Origin of the sequence: Aeromonas sp. R4-1 (genome assembly GCF_040908325.1) — a bacterium.
Classification (GTDB): Bacteria; Pseudomonadota; Gammaproteobacteria; order Enterobacterales; family Aeromonadaceae; genus Aeromonas; species Aeromonas veronii.
The window spans coordinates 1-26,410 of the sequence record NZ_JBFODM010000098.1 but is presented as its reverse complement, the minus strand read 5'-3'; the positions used below and the strand labels follow the sequence as shown (position 1 = coordinate 26,410).

Below are 26,410 nucleotides of genomic sequence, written 5' to 3'. Positions count from 1 at the left end.
CAGCGCTGGCGCACTTCGGGGCGATAGCGATCGAAGTGAGATTCGAACTGGGCGATCTGCCCCAGCGTCCCTTCGGCAATCAAACGGCGCACGGTGAGGAAATCCCCGTCCCAACGACGGTTGTGGAAGATACTGAGCAGCCGCTGCTGCTTTTCGGCCAGTTCGACCAGTGCTTTCGCTTCGGCCAGATCCAGTGCAAAGGGCTTGTCGATCACCACATGTTTACCTGCCAGCAGCGCCTGGCGGGCGAGGGGGGCGTGGGTGTCGTTGGGGGTGGCGATCACCACCAGATCGACGGTCTCATCGCTTAGCACCTCCTCCAGTGAGCCGACCCGGCAGTCGGGCAGATCGGCCTGCACCTTGGCGGCATCGCGACTCACCACCCAACTCAGGGACAAGCCCGGCGTGGTGGAGAGGAAGGGGGCGTGGAAGGTCTTGCCTGCAAAGCCATAGCCCACCAGGGCTGCGTTGAGAGTGTGGCTCATCGGGAGTTCTCCGCTGACATCGAGTGAGTGGGGTTGCCATCGCAGGCAATCTGCCGGATGGCCATGTGCTGTAAAGGCGATACAAACGAGAAGGGGGCCGATGGCCCCCTGAGTGTGCCCATCAGAGCACAGGATTTATTGCAAACACAAGCGGCGACCGCGTTGGGTCATCAGCATCACCAGGGGCGGCAGCAGCAGCCACATATGCAGCGCCAGCTGGCTCAGCGGGTCGTGCATCAGGGCGCCGGTCAGGCCAACCAACGCGCCGGAGCCGCTCATCTGGAACAGGCCGAGCAGGGCGGCGGCGGTACCGGCGCAGTGGCCGAATGGTGCCAGCGCCATCCCGGCGGCAGAGCCCAAAATCATGGCAAAGCCGATGCTGGAGAGGAATACCGGCCCCATCATCGCCAGCGGATGCTCGATGTGCATGGCCAGAGTCAGGGTGATGGCCGAAAGCATCAACACCAGCAGGCCGATGCGCAGGGTGCGCCTTGGCCCCACCTTGGCGATAAAGCGCGGCGCCGTGAAGCAGGCCAGAATGTTGAGGGCGGCGTTGGCGGTAAACCAGTAGCTAAAGCCGCTCATATCAAGCCCCAGTTTCACCATCAGCTGCACCGGTGCGGCGGTGACATAAGCGAGGATCACCGCCATCGCCAGCATGCACAGCGCCGCGTTGAACAGGAAGCTGGGGGAGCGCAGCACCGGGCTGTAGCGAGACCAGCTGATGAGGACCCCTTCACTGCGGGTCTCCTCCGGGCGGGTCTCCGGCATCCGCCACATCAGCCAGCAGCCGACGATGAGCGCATAACCGGCCATAAACCAGAAGTTGGCAGACCAGCCCGCCTTGGCGGTGAGCCAGCCTCCGAGCAGGGGGGCCAGCGCAGGAATAAAGCAGATGGCGCCATTGAGGTAGGAGATCATCTGACCGCTCTTTTTCGGGCCGTAGCTGTCACGTACCACCGAGAAGGCGGCGACCGAGGTGGCGCAGGCGCCGAAGCCCTGCAGCACCCGGGCCAGCATCAATTCGCCGAGGCTGGCGGCAAAACCGGCCCCCAGCGCGCTCAGGCCATAGAGCAGCACGCCGCCCAGCGCGATAGGCTTGCGACCGTAGCGATCGGCCAGCGGGCCAACAAGCAGTTGCCCCAGCCCCATGCTGAACAGGAACCAGGTGATGGTGCCCTGCATCAGGGTTACTTCGGCGCCCAGCTGCTCGGCCATCTGCGGAATGGCGGGCAGGTAGATGTCGATAGCCAGCGGACTGAACAGCACCAGTAGTACGAGTAAAAGTATCAATGGCATCTGTCACCTCTTTAGTCAGCCAGGTTAATGAATTGGGGCGCGAGTCTACTGACTCACAGTAATGAATAGAAATGGTATTTAATCACTTTGGTTATTCCATTATGGAAACATGTATTAAAAAGCTGGTTATTCGATGGCGGCAAATCCCCCGTAACCCCATCACAGCGGGTGTAATTGACGCTTTTACTAAACGCTTGCGCCGCATAGAATGCGCAGATTATTTTTGCGGAGGTGCTCGATGAACAAGCTTGTCCTGGCAACAGGTAACCAGAAAAAGGTGAAGGAATTGGCCGCCATGCTGGCCGATATGAAGATCCAGGTGATCCCACAGAGCGAGTTTGCGGTCTCCGATGCCGATGAGACCGGCACCACCTTCGTCGAGAATGCCATCATCAAGGCCCGCCACGCCGCCCGCATTACCGGTCTGCCCGCCGTGGCCGATGACTCCGGTCTGGAAGTCGACCTGCTGCAAGGACGCCCCGGCGTCTACTCCGCCCGCTTTGCCGGTGTGGGTGCCGGTGACAAGGCCAACATCGAGAAGCTGCTCGGCGAGCTGCAAGGTGCCCCCGAGTACCTGAAGAGCGCCCGCTTCTGGTGTGTGCTGGTCTATATGCGCCACGCCGACGATCCCACCCCCATCATCTGTCAGGCGAGCTGGGAAGGGATGATCATCGACGAGCCGCGCGGTCAACATGGCTTTGGCTATGACCCGGTCTTCTTCGTGCCGGATCACGACTGCACCGCCGCCCAGATGCCAGCCGAGCTGAAAAACCAGCTGAGCCATCGCGGTCAGGCGCTGGCCAAGTTAAAAGCGGCGCTGGCTGCGGCGCACTGAGTCACTTCGCCACCTTGTCGGTTACACACGGTCAATTACACATAGTCATCTACAATGGGGGCCTTGAGCCCCCGTTTTATTGGAAGCCCCATGCTGCAACTGCCGCCGCTCTCTCTCTATATTCATGTGCCCTGGTGCGTCCAGAAGTGCCCTTACTGTGACTTCAACTCCCATGCCCAGAAGGGGGAGTTGCCTCACCTCGAATATGTCGCCGCTCTGCTGGAGGATCTGGATCAGGATCTGAAGTGGGCGCAGGGACGGCCGCTCTCCTCGATCTTTATCGGTGGCGGCACCCCCAGCCTGCTGACGGTCGAGGCGATGCAAGCCCTGCTGGACGGGGTACGGGCCCGCATTCCGCTCACCGCAGATTGCGAGATTACCATGGAGGCCAACCCAGGCACGGTGGAGGCGGACAAGTTCGCCGGTTTCCAGCGCGCCGGCATCAACCGTATCTCCATCGGGGTGCAGAGCTTTCAGCAGGAGAAGCTGACCCGCCTCGGCCGCATTCACGGCCCGGAAGAGGCGCGCAAGGCCGCTGCACTGGCCCATGCCATCAAGTTGCCCACCTTCAATCTGGATCTGATGCATGGTCTGCCGGATCAGAGTCTGGATGACGCCCTTTATGACCTGCAGCAGGCGATCGACTGCGCCCCGCCGCACCTCTCCTGGTATCAGCTCACCATAGAGCCGAACACGGCGTTTGCCTCCAAGCCGCCCAAACTGCCGGAAGATGACACCCTATGGGACATCTACGAGCAGGGCCACGCCATGCTCACCGCCAGCGGTTATCGCCAGTACGAGATCTCGGCTTATGCCAAAGAGGGCTACCAGTGCCATCACAACCTCAACTACTGGCGTTTCGGCGACTATCTGGGGATTGGCTGTGGTGCTCACGGCAAGGTGACCGATCTCGTGAATCAGCAGATCCTGCGCACCGCCAAGGTGAAGCATCCGAAAGGGTATCTGGACAAGAGTCGCCCCTATCTGGACGAGCAGTGGCAGGTGACGGCAGACGATCTGCCGCTCGAATACTTTATGAACCGCTTCCGCCTGTTTGAACCGGCCCCCAAGGCGGAGTTCGAGGCCTATACCGGCTTGCCGCTGGAGCGGGTCGAGACGGTGCTCGCCATCGCACAGAGCAAGGAGCTTATCGAGGATCTGGGGGATAGCTGGCAGCTCACCTCCCTCGGCCATCGCTATCTCAATGTGCTGCTCGAACTGTTTATGGATGAGTGATTGGCCTGTTGAGGTGCGCTTTTGAGGCTGTGAGTTGACGTTGCCAAATCGCTTCTTCTGTCAAAACAATCAGGGCGCCAATGGCGCCCTGATTGTTTATGGTCGGTAGAAACCCGCTCAGCAGCAGACGCGGATCATCTGCTGTTGGCCGGGCTCCCACCGCTTGCCGAATTTGGCCTTGCGCTGGTAACTCCCCTTGCCCTTCTTGTTGCGCTCGACCCGGCTGCGAAACAGGGGATCGGAGAGCAGGGCATGCAGATGGTTATCCTTTATTTCGCCGCGCTGATGGGCATAGTGGCCCCCTTGCGCATTTTCCTCACGGGGGAGGGCGGGTTGGTCGACCCGAATTTTGGCCATGATGGCTCCTCTTCTTTTCTCTTGGTGTGTTGATTCTTGTGTCTGGATGGCGGTTTTCGCTGCGGGCGCCTGTTCAGGCTAGCGCCCGGCAACCGGATGCACTGGATCCGGTTAAAAACGCGGCGATTTTGTCACCAAATCGCCGCGGGAGCAATGTGTCGGGCGCGCCGAGTCAGTCACACTGAGCCAGGCACGCTCAGTCAGGCATACCATGTCAGCCATGATGGTCGTGGTTGTGATGCTCGTGATGGGCCGGGGCGCCAGATTCCAGCGTCTCGAGGATGGCGCAGTGCTCCGCCGAGCGCGGCCCGCCGCAGCAGATATTGGAGAGCTCGCGCAGATTGTCGCGAAAGCGGGTCAGTTCGATGATCTTCTGCTCCACCTGGGCCAGCTTGGTGTCGGCCACCGCTTTCACCTCCTGACAGGTGACTTTGGCCTTGTTGGTATCGAGGTCGAGCAGCTCGCCGATATCGGCCAGCGAGAATCCCACCGACTTGGCGCGAATGATGAACTCCAGCCGCCGCTTGTCCTGTTCGCTGTAGAGACGGTAGCCGGATTCGTTGCGGATCCCCGGTGAGATAAGCCCGTTCTTCTCGTAAAAACGCAGGGTATCAGCCTTGACCCCGCACGCCTTGGCCAGTTCACCGATCCGATACATGCTCTCTCTCTCCCCTTGAATGTATGCCGCAACAAAAACCGGAATCCACTATCACCCCTTTGCCCATGGATTGCCAGCCAAGGGCATAAAAGGGGCAGATAAACATCTCCTGGCGACCCTTTTTCCCATAAAACACTGAAAGTGCAAACGTTTCGAGAAAATCAAGTGGAAAACGTTTAACGCCGCGCCAAATAAGGCTTTGCTGTTTCAAAAAATCCACCACAGGTCACATTTTTTGTGTAGAATACGCGCCCATAACAGAGCGCCGCACCAAGCGGGCATTTCCTAAAACGCTTTTGCCGGATGTCGGGGCGAGAGTGGTTTGCGAAATCCCCCACTTCCATTTATTTGGGGACTCTCTGTGTTGAGCCTCGCCTCCCATGGAACGGTCCCCGTTATGTTGAGGACGATAGTGTGATGGAACAAGCTCGACCCATTCGCCGTGCACTGCTGAGTGTGTCTGACAAAACTGGCATTCTGGAATTTGCCAAGGCACTCAACGAGCGTGGTGTTGCCCTGCTCTCCACGGGCGGTACCGCCAAGCTGCTTGGCGAGGCGGGTCTGCCGGTGACAGAGGTCTCCGACTACACGGGTTTCCCTGAAATGATGGATGGCCGGGTCAAGACCCTGCATCCCAAGGTTCATGGTGGCATCCTCGGCCGTCGGGATCAGGATGACGCCATCATGGCCCAACACGCTATCTCCCCCATCGACATGGTTGTCGTCAACCTCTACCCCTTTGCTGCCACCGTGGCCAAAGCGGGCTGCACCCTGGCGGATGCGGTCGAGAACATCGACATCGGCGGCCCGACCATGGTGCGTTCTGCCGCCAAAAACCATAAAGATGTCGCTATCGTCGTCAAAGCTGCCGACTATGATCGGGTTATTCGCGAAATGGATGCCAACGGCAACAGCCTGAAACTGGCGACCCGTTTCGATCTGGCCATCGCCGCCTTCGAGCACACCGCTGCCTACGACGGCATGATCGCCAACTACTTCGGTACCATGGTTCCTTCCTACGGTGACAACAAGGAGGGTGACGAGGAGTCCCGCTTCCCGCGCACCTTCAACAGCCAGTTCATCAAGAAGCAGGACATGCGTTACGGCGAAAACAGCCATCAGGCTGCCGCCTTCTACGCCGAAGAGCATGCCGCTCCGGGTTCTGTCTCCAGCGCTATCCAGCTGCAGGGCAAGGCGCTCTCCTACAACAACATCGCCGATACCGATGCGGCGCTAGAGTGTGTGAAGGAGTTCGACGAGCCGGCCTGCGTCATCGTCAAGCATGCCAACCCCTGCGGCGTGGCCATTGGTAACGACCTGCTGAGTGCCTACGATCGCGCTTACCAGACCGACCCCACCTCCGCCTTTGGCGGCATCATCGCCTTCAACCGTGAGCTGGATGGTGCCACTGCGGCAGCCATCGTGGCCCGCCAGTTTGTCGAAGTGATCATCGCCCCGAGCGTCAGCCAGGAGGCCCGCGATGCGGTCGCCACCAAGCAGAACGTGCGTCTGCTCGAATGCGGCCAGTGGACTGCTCCGGCGCAAGGGTTTGACCTCAAACGCGTCAACGGCGGCCTGCTGGTACAGGAGCGGGATCTCGGCATGGTGACGCTGGGTGACCTGACAGTGGTCAGCAAGCGTCAGCCGACCGAGGCCGAGCTGCAGGATCTGCTGTTCTGCTGGAAAGTGGCCAAGTTCGTCAAATCCAACGCCATCGTCTACGCCAAAGATGGCCAGACCATCGGCGTCGGCGCAGGCCAGATGAGCCGTGTTTATTCGGCCAAAATCGCCGGTATCAAGGCGGCGGATGAAGGACTGACCGTGGCGGGCTCCGTGATGGCCTCCGATGCCTTCTTCCCGTTCCGCGACGGTATTGATGCTGCCGCGCAGGCCGGTATTTCCTGCGTGATCCAGCCGGGTGGCTCGATGCGCGATCAGGAGGTGATCGATGCCGCCGACGAACACGGCATGTGCATGGTGTTCACCAACATGCGCCATTTCCGTCATTGATGGGTCAGGGGCTGCCGATGGCGGCCCTTTTGTTGTCTCTTTTCAACTGACTATTTCCACTGACTGACGGCCCGGGTGGCCGTCCGGTGACCACAAATAGAAGCGAGCGATACGATGAAAGTACTGATCATTGGCAACGGTGGCCGTGAACACGCCCTGGCCTGGAAGGCCAAACACTCCCCGCTGGTGCGTCACGTTTTTGTGGCGCCGGGCAATGCAGGCACCCAGCTTGAGCCGGGTGTCGAGAACGTCGCCATCGAGGCGACCGATATCGAAGGGTTGCTGGCTTTTGCCAAAGAGAAGCAGGTCGGCCTCACCATCGTCGGGCCGGAAGCGCCGCTGGTGAAAGGGGTGGTGGATGCCTTCCGCGCCGCCGGTCAGCCGATCTTTGGCCCGACTGCTGCCGCTGCCCAGCTGGAAGGCTCCAAGGCTTTCACCAAGGATTTCCTAGCACGTCACGCCATTCCGACCGCCGAGTACCAGAACTTCACCGAAGTGGAGCCTGCGCTCGCCTACTTGCGCGAGAAGGGTGCCCCCATCGTCATCAAGGCCGATGGTCTGGCGGCAGGCAAGGGGGTGATTGTCGCCATGACCTTGCAGGAAGCGGAAGACGCGGTGCGCGACATGCTCTCCGGCAATGCCTTTGGTGAAGCGGGCTCCCGGGTGGTGATTGAGGAGTTTCTGGAGGGGGAAGAGGCGAGCTTCATCGTCATGGTCGATGGCGAGCACGTGCTGCCGATGGCCACCAGTCAGGATCACAAGCGGGTTGGCGACGGTGATACCGGCCTCAACACCGGCGGCATGGGGGCTTACTCCCCGGCGCCTGTAGTGACCGCCGAGGTACATCGACGCGTGATGGAGCAGGTGATCATGCCGACCGTGCGCGGCATGGCGGCCGAAGGCAACGTCTACACCGGTTTCCTTTACGCCGGTCTGATGATCGACGGCGCAGGCAATCCCAAGGTGATCGAGTTCAACTGCCGCTTTGGCGATCCCGAGACCCAGCCCATCATGCTGCGGATGCAGTCCGATCTGGTAGAGCTCTGTCTGGCGGCTTGCGCAGGCAAGCTGGATCAGAAAGAGGCCATCTATGATCCCCGCGCCGCTATCGGCGTGGTGTTGGCGGCGGGAGGCTATCCCGGTGATTACAGCACCAATCACCCCATCAGCGGCTTGCCGGTGGATGAAGTGGCGGGTGAGAAGGTGTTCCATGCCGGTACCCGCCTGGAGGGCGATACCAGCCTGACCGCTGGCGGCCGCGTGTTGTGCGCCACCGCCCTCGGCCATACTGTGGCAGAAGCCCAGCAGCGTGCCTATCAGCTCGCTGGCCGCATCAAGTGGGATGGCGTCTTCTACCGCAAGGATATCGGCTGGCGCGCCATTGCTCGCGAACAGGAGTAACTGACGCCAGCAAATGGCCAGCTGATTCAGACCCCGCTACGGCGGGGTTTTTTGTCCCTGTTTACCGCTTTCAACCATCCTCATGCTGCGTGTCACCTGCGTTCAATCAGTTACCAAGCGCAAACAAGCGCGGCATATCTGTCACTATTTGCCACAAAAAACAGCATTTTTCACAAACGTTTCACCATGAGTCATGGCATCATGCTGGTGATGAATTCTTGTTTGGATTCATAAGTACCCCTAACAATTCGAGCATGTCGTTATATAAGGAAATCCCATGTTGAAAACCGTCCGCACCCTGCTGCTGCCCCTGATGTTTGGCCTGATGACCCTGCCTGCCGTGGCGGGTGATCTGGAACAGCCGATGAAGAAGATTGGCTTCAACTACAAGCAGGCCGTCAAGGCTGATGATGCAGCCACCATGGAGAAGCACATCAACGAGATGAAGGCCCAGCTGGATGTGGCCAAGCAGAAGAACATGCCGGCCGCCAAGAAAGATAAATTCCTTGAAGGGATGAACGAGGTACAGACCGAGCTGGACGCCAGCCTGGCCGCACTCAAGGCGGGTGATGAGGCCAAAGCGCGCGAACATCTGGCCAAGGTCAACGACCTGAAGAAGGAGTACCACAAATATGCCAAGCAAAAAGGGTGAGCCCTTTCGCTGGGATCCGCTGGTTCGCCTGACTCACTGGGGCTTGGCGGCGGTCTGCATCGGCAACCTCTGGGTTAACGAAGCGGGCGAGGAGTGGCACGAGTGGCTGGGTTACGGCGCCATTGGGCTGGTCTCCTTGCGTCTGCTCTGGGGGCTTACTTTTGCCCGTGGCTACGCCCGCCTTGGTGCCCTCATCCCCTGCGGTGAGGATTTTCGCCAGCAGGCGCGCGAGATGCGTGAGCGGCAGCCTCCGGCACCGGGTCATCACGGTAGCGGCAAGCTGGCCGTGTGGGCGCTCTGGCTGGTTGTGCTGGCCACTGCTGGTAGCGGCTGGTTTCAAAATACCGAGACGGGATTTGAACTGGGGGCTGACGAGTGGCATGAATGGTGTGTGGTGGTACTGCAGGGGCTGATTGGTCTGCATCTGCTGGCTATCGTTTTCACCTCCTGGCGTCAGCGCAGCAATCTGGTTACCCGGATGCTACCCGCCGGGCGTCGCTCATCCATCCAGAGCGGCAGCAACGAGCAAACCTGAGGCTCAGCATTAGGCTCCTTGTCTCTGAGTGAGGCGCCTGATCCGGACCCTGCCCAGACCCGCCCATGGCGGGTCTTTTCTATGACCTCATCGAGCTTATCACGGGACATTGCTCGATCCGCAGATGCAAAAAGGCCGCTCATCATGAGCGGCCTTTTTCAATTTGGTGGCCCCTGGGGGACTTGAACCCACGACCAATCGATTATGAGTCGACTGCTCTGACCAACTGAGCTAAGGGGCCAAATTGTGCGTTTAGCGGCGTGGATTATAGGGGAAGAGGAAAGGGCAGTCTATAGGCATATCAACCACTTGGCGACTAATTGTCCAGGTCGATAGAGGGTGCAAAGCGGGTCGCAAGGGTAAATGCCAGACAAAACAAAGCCCCGCATGGCGGGGCTTTGGCAGAGCAGTTTGACACAGGGTCAGGACTATTCGTCCAGGAAGCTGCGCAGCACTTCCGAGCGGCTCGGGTGGCGCAGTTTGCGCAGTGCCTTGGCTTCGATCTGACGAATACGCTCACGGGTAACGTCGAACTGTTTGCCCACTTCCTCTAGGGTGTGGTCAGTGTTCATGTCGATACCGAAACGCATCCGCAGTACCTTGGCTTCGCGGGCGGTCAGGCCAGCCAACACTTCGCGGGTGGCGTTGCGCAGGCTTTCGCTGGTCGCCGCATCCGCTGGCAGAGCCAGGGTGGTATCCTCGATAAAGTCGCCCAAGTGGGAATCTTCATCATCACCGATGGGCGTCTCCATGGAGATAGGCTCTTTGGCGATCTTCAGTACCTTGCGGATCTTATCTTCCGGCATGCCCATGCGCATGGCCAGCTCTTCCGGGTTCGGTTCACGACCCATTTCCTGCAGCATCTGACGGGAGATACGGTTGAGCTTGTTGATGGTCTCGATCATGTGTACCGGGATACGGATGGTACGGGCCTGATCCGCGATGGAGCGGGTAATGGCCTGACGGATCCACCAGGTAGCATAGGTCGAGAACTTGTAGCCACGACGGTATTCAAACTTGTCTACCGCCTTCATCAGACCGATGTTGCCCTCCTGGATCAGATCCAGGAACTGCAAACCGCGGTTGGTGTACTTCTTGGCGATAGAGATAACCAGACGCAAGTTGGCCTCAACCATCTCTTTCTTCGCACGGCGGGCTTTGGCCTCACCGATGCTCATGCGACGGTTGATATCCTTGATCTGGGCAATCGACAGACCGGTCTCTTCTTCAATCTGCTGCAGCTTGCCGATGGCACGCTGAATATCCTCGTCCATTTCAACCAGACGGGGAGACCAGGCTTTGCCAGCCTGCTTCTGGTATTCGAACCAGGCAGTTTCACACTCGTTGTTGGTGAAGGCCGCGACGAAGGTTTTCTTTGGCATCTTGGCCTGCTCAACGCAGAGCTTCATGATGATGCGTTCCTGCACGCGGACGCGCTCCATCATTTCACGCATGTTGTTGACCAGGCGATCGAACTGCTTGGGCATCAGGCGGAATTGACGGAATACATCGGCCAGCTGGGCGATGGCGGCCTGGGTATCTTCGTGCGCGCGACCATTCTTCTGAATGGAGAGGCGGGTCACTTCATACTGGGCACGCAGTTCACCAAACTTCTCGCGAGCGACTTCCGGATCCGGACCACCGTCACCGTCGTCGTCAGAGCTGTCGCCATCTTCGTCTTCGTCTTCTTCGTCTTCTTCATCTTCGTCGGCCAGATCGTCTTCGCCGAGCTCGGAACCGATATGCGTGGCGGTAGGCGCCATATCTTCAGTTTCGTTCGGGTCAATAAAGCCAGAGATAATGTCAGAGAGACGCAACTGCTCGGCTTCGTACTTGTCGTACTGTTCGAGCAGGTAAGTAATTGCTTCAGGGTACTCGGCTACGGAGCTTTGTACCTGGTTGATACCGTCTTCGATCCGCTTGGCGATGTCGATTTCGCCTTCACGGGTCAGCAGTTCGACGGTACCCATTTCCCGCATGTACATGCGGACGGGATCGGTCGTGCGACCAATCTCAGATTCAACAGATGCCAGAGCCTGGGCCGCTGCTTCGGCAGCGTCCTCATCGGCGGTACCACCTTCAGCCATGATAAGGTCATCGGCATCCGGAGCGTTTTCAACCACTTGAATGCCCATATCGTTGATCATCTGAATGATGTCTTCGATCTGGTCTGAATCGACAATGTCTTGCGGGAGGTGATCGTTCACCTCGGCATAGGTCAGGTAGCCCTGTTCTTTACCTTTGGCAACGAGGAGTTTAAGCTGAGACTGCGGGGTTTGCTCCATAGAACTCATCCGGTTGGTGTTGCTAGGTTGCGCGTACAGTGCGCTGCTGCGCAAATAGCCAATTCTAATAGAAAACCGCCAGACATGCTATGTCTGGTTGCGGCGTCGGTCATGAGAAACCCCTGCCCGCAGTATTGTCGGGGCCAGGCGGTTATAAAAATTTTGCTTTTCATCCCGTCGATTCGGGCAACGCTATCCATATTGGGACTAATCACTCAAATATCAAGCCCCACTCTCATTTCTTTTCTCAATTTGCACCTCTCTTATCAGCATCATCAGCTCTTGGGTTTCTTCGGAGCTTAGTCCTTCCTGAGCCACTTTGGCCTGCAATTCTTCGATCCGCTGTTTCAGAAACTGGTTGATGAAGCCGACGAAGGTGTCCTGCAATTCTCCCAGAATATCCGGCTCCTGATCGAGTTTGATTTCCTCGAACAGGTCGTGCATGGCCAGCTGAGCAAGGATCTCTCCTTCCTTGGTACCACGCCAGTGTTCCAGCAGGATACCGGTTGTGATACCAGGCTGTGCCAGGATTTGCTGGTGCAGTTGCAGCAGGAACTTGATGCCCTGTACGCGTAGTCCGGCCAATTCCGGCATGGGGGGAAGCTCAGCCGTTACTGCCGGATATTGCACCATCAGTGCCAGTGCACGCCGCAGTGGTGTCAGCTTGGCTGCCTTGGGTTTGTTGACCTCGGCCTTGGGCTGACTGTTGCGAGCAAAGAGCTCGGCGATGCGCTGCTTGTTCTCGCCCCAACGCATCATGCTGGAGAGACGAGTGATCAGCCCTTCGCGGGTAAACCCTTCCGGTACGCGACGAATAAGCTCGGCGGCCTTGTTGGCAACTTCGAACTTGCCTGCCTCACCGGAGAGCGCCGCATCCCGGCCGAGACGCTCGAACATGAAGTCGGCGAATGGCTGGGCTTGATCGAGCAAGGCTTCAAAGCCCTCCTTGCCGATCTGGCGTACCAGCGAGTCGGGATCCTCGCCATCGGGCAGGAACACGAACTTCAGCTCGCGGCCATCCTGCAGATGAGGTAGGGCATTATCCAGCGCACGCCAGGCGGCTTCACGACCGGCGTTGTCACCGTCGTAGCAGCAGACTACCTCGGCGGTGGTGCGAAACAGGGTGTGGATATGGTCGCTGGTCGTTGCAGTACCCAGCGCCGCCACCGCATAGTCGATGTCGTACTGACCGAGTGCCACCACATCCATGTAGCCCTCAACCACAAGGATCCTGCGTGGATCCTTGTGTGCCTGCTTCACCTCGTAGAGACCGAACAGCTCCCGCCCTTTATGGAAGATGGGGGTTTCCGGCGAGTTGAGGTACTTGGGGGTGCCATCACCCAGCACCCGGCCACCGAAACCGATAACCCGGCCACGCTTGTCGCGGATCGGGAACATGATGCGATCGCGGAAACGGTCATAACTGCCCGGGCCATTGTCACGGGTGATCAGCATGCCGCCCGAGATAAGCAACTGCTCGTGATCCCGGCTGGCGCCAAAGCGACGGCGTACCTGATCCCAATCGCCGGGTGCATAGCCAATGTTGAATCGTTTGACCACTTCACCGGTCAGGCCACGTCCCTTGAGGTACTCCACCGCATGGGGAGCACTCTTGAGATTGCTCTCGTAGAAGCGGGCAATCTGGTTCATCAGCTCGAACAGATCCTTGCTGACGGTGGGCTGGCTATTGGTCGAGCCGCCGATGCTCTGCTCGCGAGGCACCTGCATGCCCTGCATGCTGGCGAGCTCTTCGATGGCATCGGGAAATTCGAGACCGTCGTACTCCATGACAAAGCCGATGGCGTTGCCGTGGGCGCCACAACCGAAACAGTGGTAGAACTGCTTCTCCTGGCTGACGGTAAAAGAGGGGCTTTTTTCGTTATGAAAAGGGCAGCAAGCCTGGTAGTTCTTACCGGCTTTTTTCAGCCGCACTCGCGAGTCGATCAGCTCGACTATGTCTGTGCGTACGAGCAGATCGTCGATAAAGGATTGGGGGATCCTGCCTGCCATAACCGTCCTGTTTCATTGCGGAGAAAATAAAAAAGCCGCGCATTCCAAAGGAAGCACGGCTTCTTCGACCAAACAAGAGAGTTGCCTGTTACGCCAAGCGGGTTTTCACCTGAGCACTGACGGCGCCGACATCGGCACGCCCCTGAATTTTCGGCTTCAAGACAGCCATGACCTTGCCCATATCAGCCATGACGGCAGCACCACTTTCAGTGATGGCTTGCTCGATCAGGGCGGCAATTTCATCTGCGGTCAGCTGTTGCGGCAGGAATTCCTGCAACACAACGATCTCGGCGGACTCTTTGTCGGCGAGATCCTGGCGACCGGCAGCTTCAAATTGGCTGATGGAATCGCGGCGCTGTTTGACCATTTTGGTCACGACAGCGAGGATATCCTCATCATTCAGCTCGATACGGGTATCGACTTCACGTTGCTTGATTTCTGCCATCAACAAGCGGATCGCTCCCAGACGTGCCTTATCTTTGGCAAGCATGGCGAGTTTTTGCTGATCCTTGAGTTGATCCTTCAGAGACACGGCAATATCTCCCGATTAGTACAGGCGGATACGACGTGCGTTTTCGCGAGACAGCTTCTTGGCGTGACGCTTGACAGCAGACGCTTTGGCGCGCTTACGAATGGTAGTCGGCTTCTCGTAGAACTCACGGCTACGAACTTCGGACAAGATACCGGCTTTTTCGCAAGAACGCTTGAAACGACGCAGAGCAACGTCAAACGGCTCATTTTCACGGACTTTGATTACTGGCATGTGCCTTTCACCTCAGTGATAAATTGTTAGCTGACCTTCAATCGATCAGCATGTCTTAAAATGGTGCGAAATTATACTCTGGACAGGGAATGAAAGTAAACCCGCAGAGATCGCTCTGGTTTAAAAAACCCGCGAAGGTTACCATAGCCGTCTCATTTTAGCAGTGAAATTTTTTAGCAATGCGTGTATTGGGCATAGAGACATCCTGTGACGAAACCGGGATCGCGATCTTCGACGATCAAAAAGGGATCCTTTCCCATCAGTTATACAGCCAGGTCAAGCTGCATGCGGACTACGGTGGCGTTGTCCCCGAGCTCGCCAGCCGGGATCATGTTCGCAAGACGATCCCGTTGATCCAGGCCGCATTGCAAGAGGCGGGACTGGGCAAAGATGACATCGACGGCATCGCGTATACCGCGGGTCCGGGTCTGGTTGGCGCCATTCTGGTGGGGGCGACCATTGGCCGCTCTCTGGCGATGGCGTGGAACAAGCCGGCCATTGCCGTCCATCATATGGAAGGCCACCTGCTGGCCCCCATGCTGGAAGAGAAAGCTCCCGAGTTCCCCTTCGTGGCGTTGCTGGTCTCCGGTGGTCACTCCATGCTGGTGCGGGTCGACGGTATCGGCAGCTATCAGCTGCTGGGGGAATCCATCGATGATGCTGCTGGCGAAGCGTTCGACAAGACCGCCAAGCTGATGGGGCTGGACTATCCGGGTGGTCCGCTGCTCTCCCGTCTGGCCGAGAAGGGCACTAAGGGGCGCTTCCACTTCCCCCGTCCCATGACTGACCGTCCCGGGCTCGACATGAGCTTCTCCGGCCTCAAGACCTTCACAGCCAACACCATCGCCGCCAATGGTGATGATGAACAGACCCGTGCCGATATCGCTCGGGCGTTTGAAGATGCGGTGGTTGATACCCTGGCCATCAAGTGCCGTCGTGCCTTGAAAGAGACCGGTCTTAAGCGTCTGGTGGTCGCTGGCGGCGTCAGTGCCAACCGTCATCTGCGTGCCCAGCTGGCCGAGCTGATGGAGAGCCTCAAGGGCGAGGTGTTCTATCCGCGCACTGAATATTGCACCGATAACGGCGCCATGATTGCCTATGCCGGTATGCAGCGCCTGAAAGCGGGCGTGTTTGAGCCGCTGGCGGTCAAAGCCGTGCCGCGCTGGCCGCTGGATACCCTGGATCCGGTCTGATCCGACGGATCCCGCCTTCTGGCGTGGTGGTGAGTACCATGGTGGCCTATCGCTCCTGCAATCCGGCAGCGGTGGTTATAGTGCCGCTGGCACGCTGTTGTGGTGTCTGCTGTCGCCGTGGTTGAGCCATCTGGATAAGACGTCAGCTCTCTCGCTGCCAGACAGCCAAGCCAAGTACAGAGTAAAGAGATAAAAAAATCCCCGCCAACTGGCGGGGATTTTTGTTTGGTAATCGGCAGACGATAGGATTACAGCAGGATGCCGCCGAAGAAGAAGCCCAGCGCCACGGCGATGGCGATGGTGGCGGTGCCCGGTACGAAGAAGGGGTGGTTGAAGACCGCCTTACCGATACGGGTGGAGCCGGTGTCGTCCATCTCTACCGCGGCCAGCAGGGTCGGGTAGGTTGGCAGTACGAACAGGGCGCTCACGGCTGCGAAGGAGGCAATCGCAGTCAGCGGGCTGACACCCAGTGCCAGTGCGGCAGGCATCAGTGCTTTGGTGGTGGCGCCTTGTGAATAGAGCAGCATGGCAGCGAAGAACAGCACCACGGCCAGCAGCCAGGAGTACTGGTTCAGCAGGTCGCCAGCGATCAGCTGGATGGTGTCCATGTTGCCTTTCACGAAGACGTTACCCAGCCAGGCCACACCCAGTACGCAGATACAGGCGGACATACCGGACTTGAAGGTCGGCATGTTGGTGACCTGGGTGGCGTCCAGTTTGCACACCAGGGTCATGATGGTGGCCGCGGCCAGCATGATGCCCATGATGGCGCCGTCACGGGGGATCGGCGGGTTGGTGATCAGGCCTACTTTACCGGAGATGGCAGTGGCATAAGCCATGACAGCAACGATGGCGGCGATGAAGATCCAGACAGACAGTTTGGCGTACGGCTTGATCTCGAGCTTGGTAGTACCACGCAGTTTGATCAGACCCTTGGCTTTACGCTCCAGATAGACTTCGTCCTGATCCAGCGGTTTGCCCATCATGTTGGCAATGAAGGCGCCCAGGATACAGGCCAGGAAGGTGGAGGGGATACAGATGGCCAGCAGGGTCAGGTAGTCAACACCAAATGGCTCGAGCATGCCGGAGAAGGCAACCACAGCGGCAGAGATCGGGGAGGCTGTGATGGCGATCTGGGAGGCGACAACCGCGATGGAGAGCGGACGGGATGGGCGGATCCCTTGCTCTTTGGCCACTTCAGCGATCACCGGCAGGGTGGAGAAGGCGGTATGACCGGTACCGGCCAGCATGGTCATCAGGTAGGTGACCACCGGGGCGGCGAAGGTGATGTATTTGGGGTTCTTGCGCAGCGCTTTTTCTGCCAGGAAGACCAGATAGTCCATCCCGCCAGCCAGTTGCATACAGGCGATGGCACAGATGACGGACGCGATGATCATGATCACATCCCAAGGGATGTAGCTGACCAGTTGATCGCTCGGGATAGGCATGCCCAGACCCCACGTCAATACCAGTACCCCCAGACCACCGGCAAAGCCGATGCCGATGCTGCCTATCCGGGCCCCCAGATAGATAGCGGCGAGCACGACAAGTAACTCGATTCCAATCATAGCGATAACTCCATTTTTTAGTTTTTGGTTTTTATTTGGCAAAAAGCCAATTCCCGATCGGGCTGGGGATAAAGACCAATCGGGAACTGACTTTATGGGCCGGGAAGATCCCGGCCCACACTCGCTTATACGGCAGCTTCGCGGGTGAAACGCTTGGCTTTGTATTGCGGGTTCATCAGGTTCTCGATGGAGAGAATTTCGTCCAGCTGCTCGGCGCTCAGTAGGCCGCGCTCAAGAACGACTTCGCGGACGTTCTTGCCGGTCTGGGCACAGATCTTGCCGACGATATCCCCTTCGTGGTGGCCGATGAAGGGGTTCAGGTAGGTCACGATACCGATGGAGTTCAGCACGTGATTCATGCAGATTTCCGGGTTGGCGGTGATACCTTCCACGCACTTCTCGCGCAGGGAAATACAGGCTTTTTCCATCAGGCTCAGGGATTCGAACATCGCCTGACCAATCACCGGCTCCATGACGTTCAGCTGCAGCTGACCGGCTTCGGCGGCGAAGGTGATAGTGATGTCGTTACCGAATACCTTGAAGCAGGATTGGTTGACCACTTCCGGGATAACCGGGTTGACCTTGGCCGGCATGATGGAGGAACCCGCCTGCATTTCTGGCAGGTTGATCTCTTTCAGTGCAGTGCGCGGGCCGGAGGAGAGCAGACGCAGGTCGTTACAGATCTTGGACAGTTTCATGGCCAGACGCTTGATGGCGCCGTGCAGCATGACGTAGGCGCCACAGTCTGAGGTGGCTTCGATCAGGTCTTCTGCCGGCACGTAGGCACGACCGGTGATCTCGGCCAGACGCTTGATAGCCAGTGCAGAGTACTCGGGCGGAGTGTTCAGACCGGTACCGATGGCGGTCGCGCCTAGGTTCACTTCCAGCAGCAGCTCCTGGCAGCGCTTGATGGACTTGATCTCTTCACGCAGGGTCACGGCGAACGCGTGGAACTCCTGACCCAGAGTCATCGGAACCGCATCTTGCAGCTGGGTACGACCCATCTTCAGGATGTTTTTGAACTCTTTCGCTTTGGCATCGAATGCCGCGATCAGGTGCTCCAGCGCGTGCAGAGTCACGTCAGTGCTGTTGACCACAGCAACGCGGAAACCGGTCGGGTAGGCATCGTTGGTGGACTGGCACTTGTTGACGTGGTCGTTCGGGTTGATGACGTCGTAACGGCCTTTCTCCAGACCCATGATTTCCAGGGCGATGTTGGCCAGTACTTCGTTGGTGTTCATGTTGACGGAGGTGCCGGCACCACCCTGATAAACGTCGACCGGGAACTGGTCGAAGCATTTGCCGGTGTTCAGCATCAGGTCGCAGGCTTCTACGATCTTGTCAGCAATTTCAGGACGGATGGTACCCAGTTCACCGTTTGCCAGCGCAGCGGCCTTCTTGGTCAGCACCATACCGCGGACGAATTCCGGAACGTCAGAAATCTTCTGAGAGCTGATCTTGAAGTTCTCGACAGCGCGCAGGGTGTGCACACCGTAGTAGAGATCATTGGAAACTTCTTTGGTGCCCAGCAGGTCTTCTTCAATGCGGACGTTCTTGATGTCGCTCATTGTAATGCCTCAGAAATCAGATAAATGGAAAAATCCTCACCGAGTGGTCGCGAGTTCCTTGCGCACAGCTCATCCTGAAGCACCACACATCGAGTGGGGCGGTTGGGAGAATGACCTCCCGAAAAACTAATCAATATACTACTCCAATTGAGGTATCGGTTATTAGAGGTGGATCACTAAATTTGCGACATTTTCAAATTACTTTGAGAAAAGTACACATATGTTATGAAGTTTTTATCATGATGATTTTTATAAATTTTTGTGACTTTTTGCTGGTTTTTTAGATTGCTGATGACGTAGGAGTCAGTTGACCAACTTGAAAAGAGGGGGGCCGCCCCCATTTATTCAGAGCAGAAAGTGGTGATGACGGGGCGGCAAACTAGCCTCTGGCCATCGTTGGATGGGCGCCACTTTTTCTCAATTTACCGGTGCTGGAGTGGATATGGGCAAGTTGTTTTTGTTGTTGGTGGGTCTGGTTGTACTGGAACTCACCGTGATGATCGAGGTCGGCTCGGTAATCGGGGTGCTGCCGACTGTCGGCTTGCTCATACTGACTGCGGTATTGGGCTCCTCGCTGGTGCGCAGTGAAGGGATCAAGACCCTGTTCAGCGCCCAGCAAAAGATGCAGATGGGCGAGATGCCGGGCCGTGAGGTGATGGGGGGCATGATGCTGGCATTGGCTGGCTTGCTGCTGATCATTCCGGGTTTTGTCACCGACTTCTTCGGGGTCCTGCTGCTGCAGCCCTGGCTTCGCAACAAACTGGCTGACAAGCTGATCGGCAGCAGCCAGTTCCGGATGCAGATGGGTGGCTTCCAGCGTACTCAATCGCCGTTTGGCAACGCACCGTCCGATGATCATCTGGGGAACACCAAGCAGGGCGGCACCACTATCGAAGGCGAATTTGAGCGTAAAGAGTAATCGACGAGACGAAAAACTGAGGCGAGTGACTGAATCAGGGTTTGCCCTGATGGCACAAGGCCTCGAAGCGGTGTCGGGCATACCACCATGCGAGGGTGCCCGCCGCCAGATTGGCCAGCAGTATCCCCAGATATATCCCCTGTTCTCCCCCCAGCTTTGCCCCCAGCCAGGCTCCTGGCAACAGAAAACCAAACAGCCGCAATCCGTTGAATAAAAACGAGATACTGGATGCTCGCACGCCATTGAGTGCCGAGGCCAGCAGCATCACCATGCCCTGAAAGCCGTAACCGATTGGAACCAGATGCAGATAGAGAATAATCAGGCTAATGACCTGCGGATGATCGCTGAACAGGTTGGCGATGAGTGGCGCCAGTAGCCAGGTCAGGCCATAGATGGCGAGCTGGAACAGCAACGCAAACCCCATGCAGCTCTGCAGTGCGGCCTTGGCGCGGGCCGGATTGCCAGCGCCGCAGTTTTGCGAGATGAAAGGGGCCAGTACGGAGGCGAGGGCCATCATCACAATTAGCAACAGCGCCTCGACCCGCGACGCGGCGCCGTAAGCGGCCACCACCTCGGTACCCAGTCCTGCAAAGATCGTCATCAGCACCGCATTGGCCAAGGGGTTGAGCATATTGGTAAAAGAGGCGGGGACGGCGACATGTAGTAACGCCCGCCAGTGGGTCAGCAACCGGGCGCGCGGCGAGAGGCGCCACAGCAGCAATCCTTCCCGATGACGCAGGATGTAGAGACTCACTAGCATAGCCATCAGCCATGAGATGGAGGTGGCGATGGCGGCCCCGCGGATCCCCCATTCGGGAAAGGGACCGATACCGAAGATCAACAGAGGATCCAGTACCCCGTTGACCAACCCGGCTACGGCCATCACCAGACTGGGGGTTTTGGTATCGCCGGTCGCCCGGATGGCGGCATTACCCACCATGGGCAGCACCAGCATGGGGACGGTGAGATACCAGATCAGCATGTAGTCATGGATGAGGGAGATAAGCTCGGCACTGGCCCCCAGTAGAGTAAACAGGGGTTTGATGGTGAGAGCGCCCCCCGTGGAGAGCAGGGCCACCATGATCACCGCCAGAAACAGGCTGTCGGTGGCGAGATGGGCCGCCTCATCGTGTTTGCCCTGCCCCAGAGTATGACCGATCACCGCTGACAATCCGGCGCCCAATCCCATCGCCAGCGAGGTAACCACAAAAGTGACAGGAAAGGTAAAACTGATGGCGGCCAGAGCTTCGGTGCCCAGCATACCGATAAAAAAGGTATCGACCAGATTGAAGGCCAGAATGGCGATGATGCCGAAGATCATGGGGCCCGTCATCTGGCGCAGTACGACCGGAATAGGGGCTGTCAGCATGGGGTTGGTGCGGGTCAAGGGCTCGTCTCTACAGCTGGCTTTGAAGGTTCTGGCATGGAAACCGGGCGGTTTGAACCGACCTTGCACCAGGGTGCGGACATGGCTGAACCATCGAAGATGTTTATAGTACGTGAAAAAATTTTTTTTGTATTTGCCCTTGAAGGGTTAGCAACTCTGCCCCACATCAGGGACATATCTAATTTGGCCTGGAACGGCCATTCCTCAAAGCAACAATGAGACTCATTTTGGGAGAGTTATCGATGAAAATTCGTCCACTGCACGACCGCGTCATCATCAAGCGCATCGAAGCTGAAGCCAAATCTGCCGGCGGTATCGTCTTGACTGGTACTGCGGCCCAGAAGTCCACCCGTGGTGAAGTGCTTGCCGTGGGGACTGGTCGCATCCTGGATAATGGCGAAGTCAAAGCGCTGGCCGTGAAGGTTGGTGACAAGGTTATCTTCAACGAAGGCTACGGTGTTAAGACCGAGAAGCTGGATGGTCAGGACGTCCTGATCCTCTCCGAAACCGACATCCTGGCGATTGTCGAAGAGTAATCCATCCTCCTTTTCCCCGAATTGATTTAAGGATTGAAGAAAAATGGCAGCTAAAGACGTTAAGTTTGGTAACGAAGCCCGCATCAAGATGCTGGAAGGCGTAAACATCCTGGCTGATGCCGTCAAGGTGACTCTGGGCCCGAAAGGCCGCAACGTGGTGCTGGACAAGTCCTTCGGCGCCCCGACCATCACTAAAGATGGTGTTTCTGTTGCGCGCGAAATCGAGCTGGAAGACAAGTTCCAGAACATGGGCGCCCAGATGGTCAAGGAAGTTGCTTCCAAGGCGAACGATGCCGCTGGTGACGGTACCACTACTGCAACCGTTCTGGCTCAGGCTATCGTCAACGAAGGTCTGAAAGCCGTTGCCGCCGGTATGAACCCGATGGATCTGAAGCGCGGTATCGACAAGGCCGTTGTGGCTGCGGTTGCCGAGCTGCAAGCGCTGTCCCAGCCGTGCGCTGACAGCAATGCCATTGCTCAGGTGGGCACAATCTCCGCCAACTCCGACGAGAAAGTGGGCAAGCTGATTGCTGAAGCCATGGACAAAGTGGGTCGCGATGGCGTCATCACTGTTGAAGATGGTCAGGGTCTGGAAGATGAGCTGGCAGTTGTTGAAGGTATGCAGTTCGACCGCGGCTACCTGTCCCCCTACTTCATCAACAAGCAAGAGACCGGTTCCGTTGAACTGGACGACCCGTTCATCCTGCTGGTTGACAAGAAAGTCTCCAACATCCGCGAAATGCTGCCTGTGCTGGAAGGCGTTGCCAAAGCTGGCAAGCCGCTGCTGATTGTTGCTGAAGACGTAGAAGGCGAAGCGCTGGCCACTCTGGTGGTCAACACCATGCGCGGTATCGTGAAAGTGGCTGCCGTCAAGGCGCCGGGCTTCGGTGACCGTCGCAAAGCCATGCTGCAGGATATCGCTGTACTGACTGGCGGTACCGTCATCTCTGAAGAAGTTGGCATGGAGCTGGAAAAAGCGACGCTGGAAGATCTGGGTCGTGCCAAGCGCATCGTCATCACCAAAGAGAACACCACCATCATCGATGGCGTGGGTGATGCCGGTGTGATCGAAGGCCGTGTTGCCCAGATCCGTCAGCAGATCGAAGAGACCTCTTCCGACTACGATCGTGAGAAGCTGCAAGAGCGCGTAGCCAAGCTGGCTGGCGGTGTTGCCGTGATCAAGGTTGGCGCAGCCACCGAAGTCGAGATGAAAGAGAAGAAAGCCCGCGTTGAAGATGCCCTGCACGCTACCCGCGCCGCGGTTGAAGAAGGTGTGGTTGCCGGTGGTGGTGTTGCGTTGGTTCGCGTTGCAGCCAAACTGGCTGGTCTGCGCGGTGACAACGAAGACCAGAACGTCGGTATCAAGGTTGCCCTGCGCGCCATGGAAGCCCCGCTGCGTCAAATCGTCATCAACGCCGGTGAAGAAGCCTCCGTCATTGCCAACGCAGTGAAGAACGGCGAAGGCAACTTCGGTTACAACGCTTACAGCGAACAGTATGGCGACATGCTGGCCATGGGCATCCTGGATCCGACCAAGGTAACCCGTTCCGCCCTGCAGTTTGCCTCTTCCATCGCCGGTCTGATGATCACCACCGAGTGCATGGTCACCGAACTGCCGAAGAAAGATACCCCTGCCATGCCTGACATGGGCGGCATGGGTGGCATGGGCATGATGTAATCATCCCCCCTTGCTCTGTTTGACAAACGGCTCGCTCAAGGCGAGCCGTTTTTTTATATCTGGCTAAACTGAGTCTGTTGAGACAGCAAATATGGGGGCGATATGAAAATGTTTGGTTGGCTGACACTACTGTGTTCATTGGTCATCATGCCGGTGATGGCTGCTGAGGCGCTGACTGGGCCGGTGATCCTGAAAGTCGGTGGCAACATCAGGTCGGCAGACGAAGTTGATGGCAAGGTGTTGTTTGATCTGGCAAAACTACAGGCTCTGCCGCAACATGAGATAGTGACAGGCAACCCGTGGGTGGATAAGCCGCACACCTACAGAGGCCCAAAACTGGCCGATGTATTGGCTGCAGTCGGTGCGGATGGCAAGACCATTACGTTGACAGCACTGAACAGTTTCCAGATCCGCATTGAATGGGACAAGGTTGCCAAATACGAGCCCATTCTTGCATGGGAAGACAATGGGGCTGTCATGCGGGTGCGTGACAAGGGGCCGGTCTGGTTTATGCTGCCTCTTGATCAATATCCGGAATTGAAGCGATCCGAATATACCGACATGATGATTTGGCAGTTGGATTTGATAGACATTCAGCACTGATAAAAACAGCACGGGAGCATGGGGTGAAAGGAAAGACCAGGGCGTGGCCACTGCTCGTCATTCTGTATGTATCCATCCTGTCCTTTACCGGGAGCACCCTCTATTGCCTGATGCAGATTCAGAATGCGACCAGAGCGATGGAGAAATACACCTATGATGTCTCCTGGGCGCTGATGCAGTTGCAGCTGGAGCTCGGTCGTTTCCTCAATGCGGTAGAGGTCTATCACTATGGGGGGATTGATCATGACACCCTGATGCTGCGTTATGACATTCTCTGGAGCAGAACGCCCATCCTGTTGAGCGGCCAGCTGCGCAAGAGCATGCAAGACAAGCAGAAAACCTTGCGTCTGGTGCAGCTGATTGAAACCAATATTCGCCAAATAGAGCCCGACATCACCAAGTTGCAAAGCGGGGCATCTGACTATCAGCAGATCATGATGCGCCTTGCCCCGCTGCAAGAGCCGCTCTCCTACTCCCTCGCTTCTGTGATGCAGAAGAACATTAACGTCTATTCCGAGAACGATCGCCATTTTGGCCAATTGCGCAATGCCTTGTTGCTGATGGTCTCCGGTCTGGTCATGTCAGTGCTGCTGCTCAGCATGCTGCTTATATATGAAGGGCGTCGCCATTTCAGAGCAGCCAGACGGGATCCGCTGACCGGGTTGTCCAATCGGGTTGCTTTGCTGGAGCGGATGGAGCTGTACGCCACACAGGAAGTACCGTTTGGGCTGGTGCTGGTCGACATCAACGACTTCAGGGATATCAACAGCAAGTTTGGCTATGACACCGGTGATTATCTGCTTTGTGAGTTTGCCACCCGGATCCGAGTGCTCTGTGAAGAGGGCGAGTGGAGCGGACGTCTGGGGGGGGATCAATTTGCAATTATTCAGCGTGGCAGCAGCGATCTGCGTCAGGTCAGGGAGCTGGTAGCGCGATTGCTGCATGCGCTGAAGCAAGATATCGTCTATGACAACTATCCCTTCCGGCTTGAAGTCGGGATCGGGATTGCCTTCTATCCGATGGACAGCGACAAGACTCAAGAGTTGTTGAGTCGTGCGGAACAGGCCCTGTTCCATAGTCGCAAGACCCATGTTCCCTATGTGATTTACGATAACTCCCTGCTCAACGAGACGGCGCGGCGCAAACATCTGGCGTCGGACATGATCATGGCGCTGGAACACAATGCGCTGGAACTCTATTACCAACCCATCGTCAATCTAGAGAGTGGCCGCTGCGAAGCTGTCGAGGCTCTGTTGCGCTGGCGGCATCCGGAACTCGGTTTCATTCCGCCAAACGAAGTGATTATGGTGGCCGAGGAGTTTCAGCTTGCCGAACGGGTTGGCAGCTGGGTGCTGAACACAGCTTGCGAGCAGCTCTATCAGTGGCACCAGCTTGGTATGGTTGATCTGCAAATGTGTGTGAATATCTCGCCAGGCATGTACCAGCGCAATTTGCTCAAACTGGTGGCCAAGGCATTGATGGAGCACCACCTGCCTGCCCGTAGCCTGGTCTTGGAAGTCACGGAAGATACCACCATGCGTGAAGTTAAGAACTCGCTGCAACTGATGCAGGATCTCAATCAGCAGGGGGTACTGCTGGCACTAGATGATTTTGGTACCGGTTATTCATCTTTGAGTTATCTGCAAAAGTTACCGGTCAGCAAGGTGAAGATCGACCGTTCATTTATACAGGGCATTGACACCTCAATGGAGGCATCCGAACTGGTCGCCAATATTTGTCGGATGGGGTCGATGCTGGGCAAGAGTCTGGTGTGTGAAGGGATTGAGACACAGGCGCAGTTGGATGTATTGCGATCTCTGACCGATATCCACTTGTATGGGCAGGGCTATCTGTTCAGCCGACCAGAGCAGGCGGAGAAAATCTATCAAACCTTGTTGGAGATGGAGGAGCTTTGGCTGGTGCGTCAACAATCCGAAATGGCTTATATGAGTTGAGAGGGGGCTTGCCTGTCATCTGCCTCCAGAATGTGTGATTTAGCTCGAACTTTCTTCTTTTTGTTTGTTGTTTGAACGGTTGTGCGGTTTTATCAAAAAAACATGCAATTTAGCCTTGCCAGAAAGAATCTGTTCCCTATAATGCGCCTCCATCGACAGGGCAAGCGGCAACGCAAACAACCTCGTCGGTAACCTCGAAAAACCTTTGAAAATAAGGCTTGACTCGAGAAGGCGGTTGAGTAGAATTCCACTCCCGCAGCAACACACCGTTGCGTCGCTCTTTAACAATTTGAATCAAGCAATCTGTGTGGGCACTCACAGCATCGAACATCAAAAACAATTTTTGATTTTCAATGTCTGGTGAAGTGACCAAGACGATTTCTTAGCAATAAGAAGTCGAACAGTTTATTTCAGCAATTCATTGAGCCGCTTTTCGAAGCAACCAAACTTAAATTGAAGAGTTTGATCATGGCTCAG

The 26,410-nt window shown here is 57.1% G+C and carries 23 protein-coding genes and 1 tRNA gene; 12 read left to right on the top strand and 12 right to left on the bottom strand.

The genetic code is table 11. The features are described 5' to 3' along the window. Positions 1 to 485: Gfo/Idh/MocA family oxidoreductase (locus AB5Y90_RS18425; RefSeq protein WP_368167514.1), on the bottom strand; the 485-nt coding region annotated here is incomplete at its 3' end. A gap of 135 nt (positions 486 to 620) precedes the next feature. Beyond that, positions 621 to 1,784 (bottom strand): multidrug effflux MFS transporter, encoded by a 1,164-nt coding sequence (locus AB5Y90_RS18420; RefSeq protein WP_368167512.1) that lies wholly within the window; start codon positions 1,782 to 1,784, stop codon positions 621 to 623. A 238-nt stretch (positions 1,785 to 2,022) separates the two neighbouring features. Here AB5Y90_RS18420 and rdgB point away from each other — a divergent pair, with 238 nt between their 5' ends. Both rdgB and hemW read left to right on the top strand, forming a co-directional pair. Continuing rightward, the gene (gene rdgB / locus AB5Y90_RS18415) at positions 2,023 to 2,619 is read left to right on the top strand and encodes an RdgB/HAM1 family non-canonical purine NTP pyrophosphatase (RefSeq protein ID WP_005340539.1); all 597 of its coding nucleotides are present in this window, start codon (positions 2,023 to 2,025) and stop codon (positions 2,617 to 2,619) included. Between the two features lie 90 nt (positions 2,620 to 2,709). Continuing rightward, the gene (gene hemW / locus AB5Y90_RS18410; protein WP_368167510.1) at positions 2,710 to 3,855 is read left to right on the top strand and encodes a radical SAM family heme chaperone HemW; all 1,146 of its coding nucleotides are present in this window, start codon (positions 2,710 to 2,712) and stop codon (positions 3,853 to 3,855) included. Positions 3,856 to 3,972: 117 nt separating this feature from the next. Here hemW and AB5Y90_RS18405 read toward each other — a convergent pair whose 3' ends face one another. Together AB5Y90_RS18405 and zntR are read right to left on the bottom strand one after the other, a co-directional pair. Further along, positions 3,973 to 4,212, bottom strand: a complete 240-nt coding sequence (locus AB5Y90_RS18405) for an alternative ribosome-rescue factor A (protein WP_100654533.1) — start codon at positions 4,210 to 4,212, stop codon at positions 3,973 to 3,975. Positions 4,213 to 4,426: 214 nt separating this feature from the next. After that, positions 4,427 to 4,870, bottom strand: a complete 444-nt coding sequence (gene zntR, locus AB5Y90_RS18400) for a Zn(2+)-responsive transcriptional regulator (protein WP_257123727.1) — start codon at positions 4,868 to 4,870, stop codon at positions 4,427 to 4,429. Positions 4,871 to 5,287: 417 nt separating this feature from the next. Between zntR and purH the strand changes: the two genes are divergently transcribed. The 4 genes from purH to AB5Y90_RS18380 all read left to right on the top strand — a co-directional run bounded on the left by purH (position 5,288) and on the right by AB5Y90_RS18380 (position 9,468). Continuing rightward, positions 5,288 to 6,880, top strand: a complete 1,593-nt coding sequence (gene purH / locus AB5Y90_RS18395) for a bifunctional phosphoribosylaminoimidazolecarboxamide formyltransferase/IMP cyclohydrolase (protein ID WP_368167507.1) — start codon at positions 5,288 to 5,290, stop codon at positions 6,878 to 6,880. A gap of 114 nt (positions 6,881 to 6,994) precedes the next feature. Further along, on the top strand, positions 6,995 to 8,281 hold the full coding sequence (purD, locus tag AB5Y90_RS18390; protein WP_005341242.1) for a phosphoribosylamine--glycine ligase: 1,287 nt from the start codon (positions 6,995 to 6,997) through the stop codon (positions 8,279 to 8,281). A 277-nt stretch (positions 8,282 to 8,558) separates the two neighbouring features. After that, complete coding sequence (locus AB5Y90_RS18385) at positions 8,559 to 8,933, top strand: cytochrome b562 (protein ID WP_368167506.1); 375 nt, start codon at positions 8,559 to 8,561, stop codon at positions 8,931 to 8,933. After that, the gene (locus AB5Y90_RS18380) at positions 8,914 to 9,468 is read left to right on the top strand and encodes a cytochrome b/b6 domain-containing protein (protein ID WP_368167504.1); all 555 of its coding nucleotides are present in this window, start codon (positions 8,914 to 8,916) and stop codon (positions 9,466 to 9,468) included. Before AB5Y90_RS18385 ends, AB5Y90_RS18380 begins: the two co-directional genes overlap by 20 nt. Before the next feature lie 164 nt (positions 9,469 to 9,632). Here the strand turns inward: AB5Y90_RS18380 and AB5Y90_RS18375 are convergent. From AB5Y90_RS18375 to rpsU, 5 genes are all read right to left on the bottom strand, one after another. Beyond that, positions 9,633 to 9,709, bottom strand: a tRNA-Ile gene (locus tag AB5Y90_RS18375). Between the two features lie 187 nt (positions 9,710 to 9,896). Next, positions 9,897 to 11,792 (bottom strand): RNA polymerase sigma factor RpoD, encoded by a 1,896-nt coding sequence (rpoD, locus tag AB5Y90_RS18370; protein WP_263718854.1) that lies wholly within the window; start codon positions 11,790 to 11,792, stop codon positions 9,897 to 9,899. Positions 11,793 to 11,975: 183 nt separating this feature from the next. Next, the gene (dnaG, locus tag AB5Y90_RS18365) at positions 11,976 to 13,763 is read right to left on the bottom strand and encodes a DNA primase (RefSeq protein WP_368167502.1); all 1,788 of its coding nucleotides are present in this window, start codon (positions 13,761 to 13,763) and stop codon (positions 11,976 to 11,978) included. 88 nt (positions 13,764 to 13,851) lie between these two features. Continuing rightward, on the bottom strand, positions 13,852 to 14,295 hold the full coding sequence (locus AB5Y90_RS18360) for a GatB/YqeY domain-containing protein (RefSeq protein ID WP_005349081.1): 444 nt from the start codon (positions 14,293 to 14,295) through the stop codon (positions 13,852 to 13,854). Between the two features lie 15 nt (positions 14,296 to 14,310). Beyond that, a complete protein-coding gene (rpsU, locus tag AB5Y90_RS18355) occupies positions 14,311 to 14,526 on the bottom strand; it encodes a 30S ribosomal protein S21 (RefSeq protein WP_005309452.1) in 216 nt (71 codons plus the stop codon). A gap of 179 nt (positions 14,527 to 14,705) precedes the next feature. Here rpsU and tsaD point away from each other — a divergent pair, with 179 nt between their 5' ends. Continuing rightward, positions 14,706 to 15,719: a tRNA (adenosine(37)-N6)-threonylcarbamoyltransferase complex transferase subunit TsaD gene (tsaD, locus tag AB5Y90_RS18350; protein ID WP_005341236.1), complete on the top strand. Its 1,014-nt coding sequence runs from the start codon at positions 14,706 to 14,708 to the stop codon at positions 15,717 to 15,719. Positions 15,720 to 15,967: 248 nt separating this feature from the next. Here tsaD and AB5Y90_RS18345 read toward each other — a convergent pair whose 3' ends face one another. Continuing rightward, entirely contained in the window at positions 15,968 to 17,287 is a 1,320-nt protein-coding gene (locus AB5Y90_RS18345; RefSeq protein WP_042052808.1) for an anaerobic C4-dicarboxylate transporter, read from the bottom strand. 125 nt (positions 17,288 to 17,412) lie between these two features. Further along, a complete protein-coding gene (gene aspA, locus AB5Y90_RS18340) occupies positions 17,413 to 18,855 on the bottom strand; it encodes an aspartate ammonia-lyase (protein WP_005340569.1) in 1,443 nt (480 codons plus the stop codon). Between the two features lie 442 nt (positions 18,856 to 19,297). Between aspA and AB5Y90_RS18335 the strand changes: the two genes are divergently transcribed. Continuing rightward, on the top strand, positions 19,298 to 19,774 hold the full coding sequence (locus AB5Y90_RS18335; RefSeq protein ID WP_368167500.1) for an FxsA family protein: 477 nt from the start codon (positions 19,298 to 19,300) through the stop codon (positions 19,772 to 19,774). Positions 19,775 to 19,808: 34 nt separating this feature from the next. Here AB5Y90_RS18335 and AB5Y90_RS18330 read toward each other — a convergent pair whose 3' ends face one another. Further along, complete coding sequence (locus AB5Y90_RS18330; protein ID WP_368167577.1) at positions 19,809 to 21,143, bottom strand: MATE family efflux transporter; 1,335 nt, start codon at positions 21,141 to 21,143, stop codon at positions 19,809 to 19,811. Positions 21,144 to 21,403: 260 nt separating this feature from the next. On the opposite strand from AB5Y90_RS18330, the gene AB5Y90_RS18325 reads away from it, so the two are divergent. The 4 genes from AB5Y90_RS18325 (at position 21,404) to AB5Y90_RS18310 (ending at position 25,933) form a co-directional block, all read left to right on the top strand. After that, positions 21,404 to 21,697 carry a co-chaperone GroES gene (locus AB5Y90_RS18325; protein WP_005340573.1) on the top strand — a complete coding sequence of 98 codons (294 nt, stop codon included), beginning with the start codon at positions 21,404 to 21,406 and terminating at the stop codon, positions 21,695 to 21,697. Positions 21,698 to 21,740: 43 nt separating this feature from the next. Next, positions 21,741 to 23,375: a chaperonin GroEL gene (groL, locus tag AB5Y90_RS18320; protein WP_005340575.1), complete on the top strand. Its 1,635-nt coding sequence runs from the start codon at positions 21,741 to 21,743 to the stop codon at positions 23,373 to 23,375. A gap of 102 nt (positions 23,376 to 23,477) precedes the next feature. Then, complete coding sequence (locus AB5Y90_RS18315; protein ID WP_005349099.1) at positions 23,478 to 23,978, top strand: molybdopterin-binding oxidoreductase; 501 nt, start codon at positions 23,478 to 23,480, stop codon at positions 23,976 to 23,978. A 23-nt stretch (positions 23,979 to 24,001) separates the two neighbouring features. Then, on the top strand, positions 24,002 to 25,933 hold the full coding sequence (locus AB5Y90_RS18310; protein WP_368167498.1) for a putative bifunctional diguanylate cyclase/phosphodiesterase: 1,932 nt from the start codon (positions 24,002 to 24,004) through the stop codon (positions 25,931 to 25,933). Positions 25,934 to 26,410 lie beyond the last annotated feature (477 nt).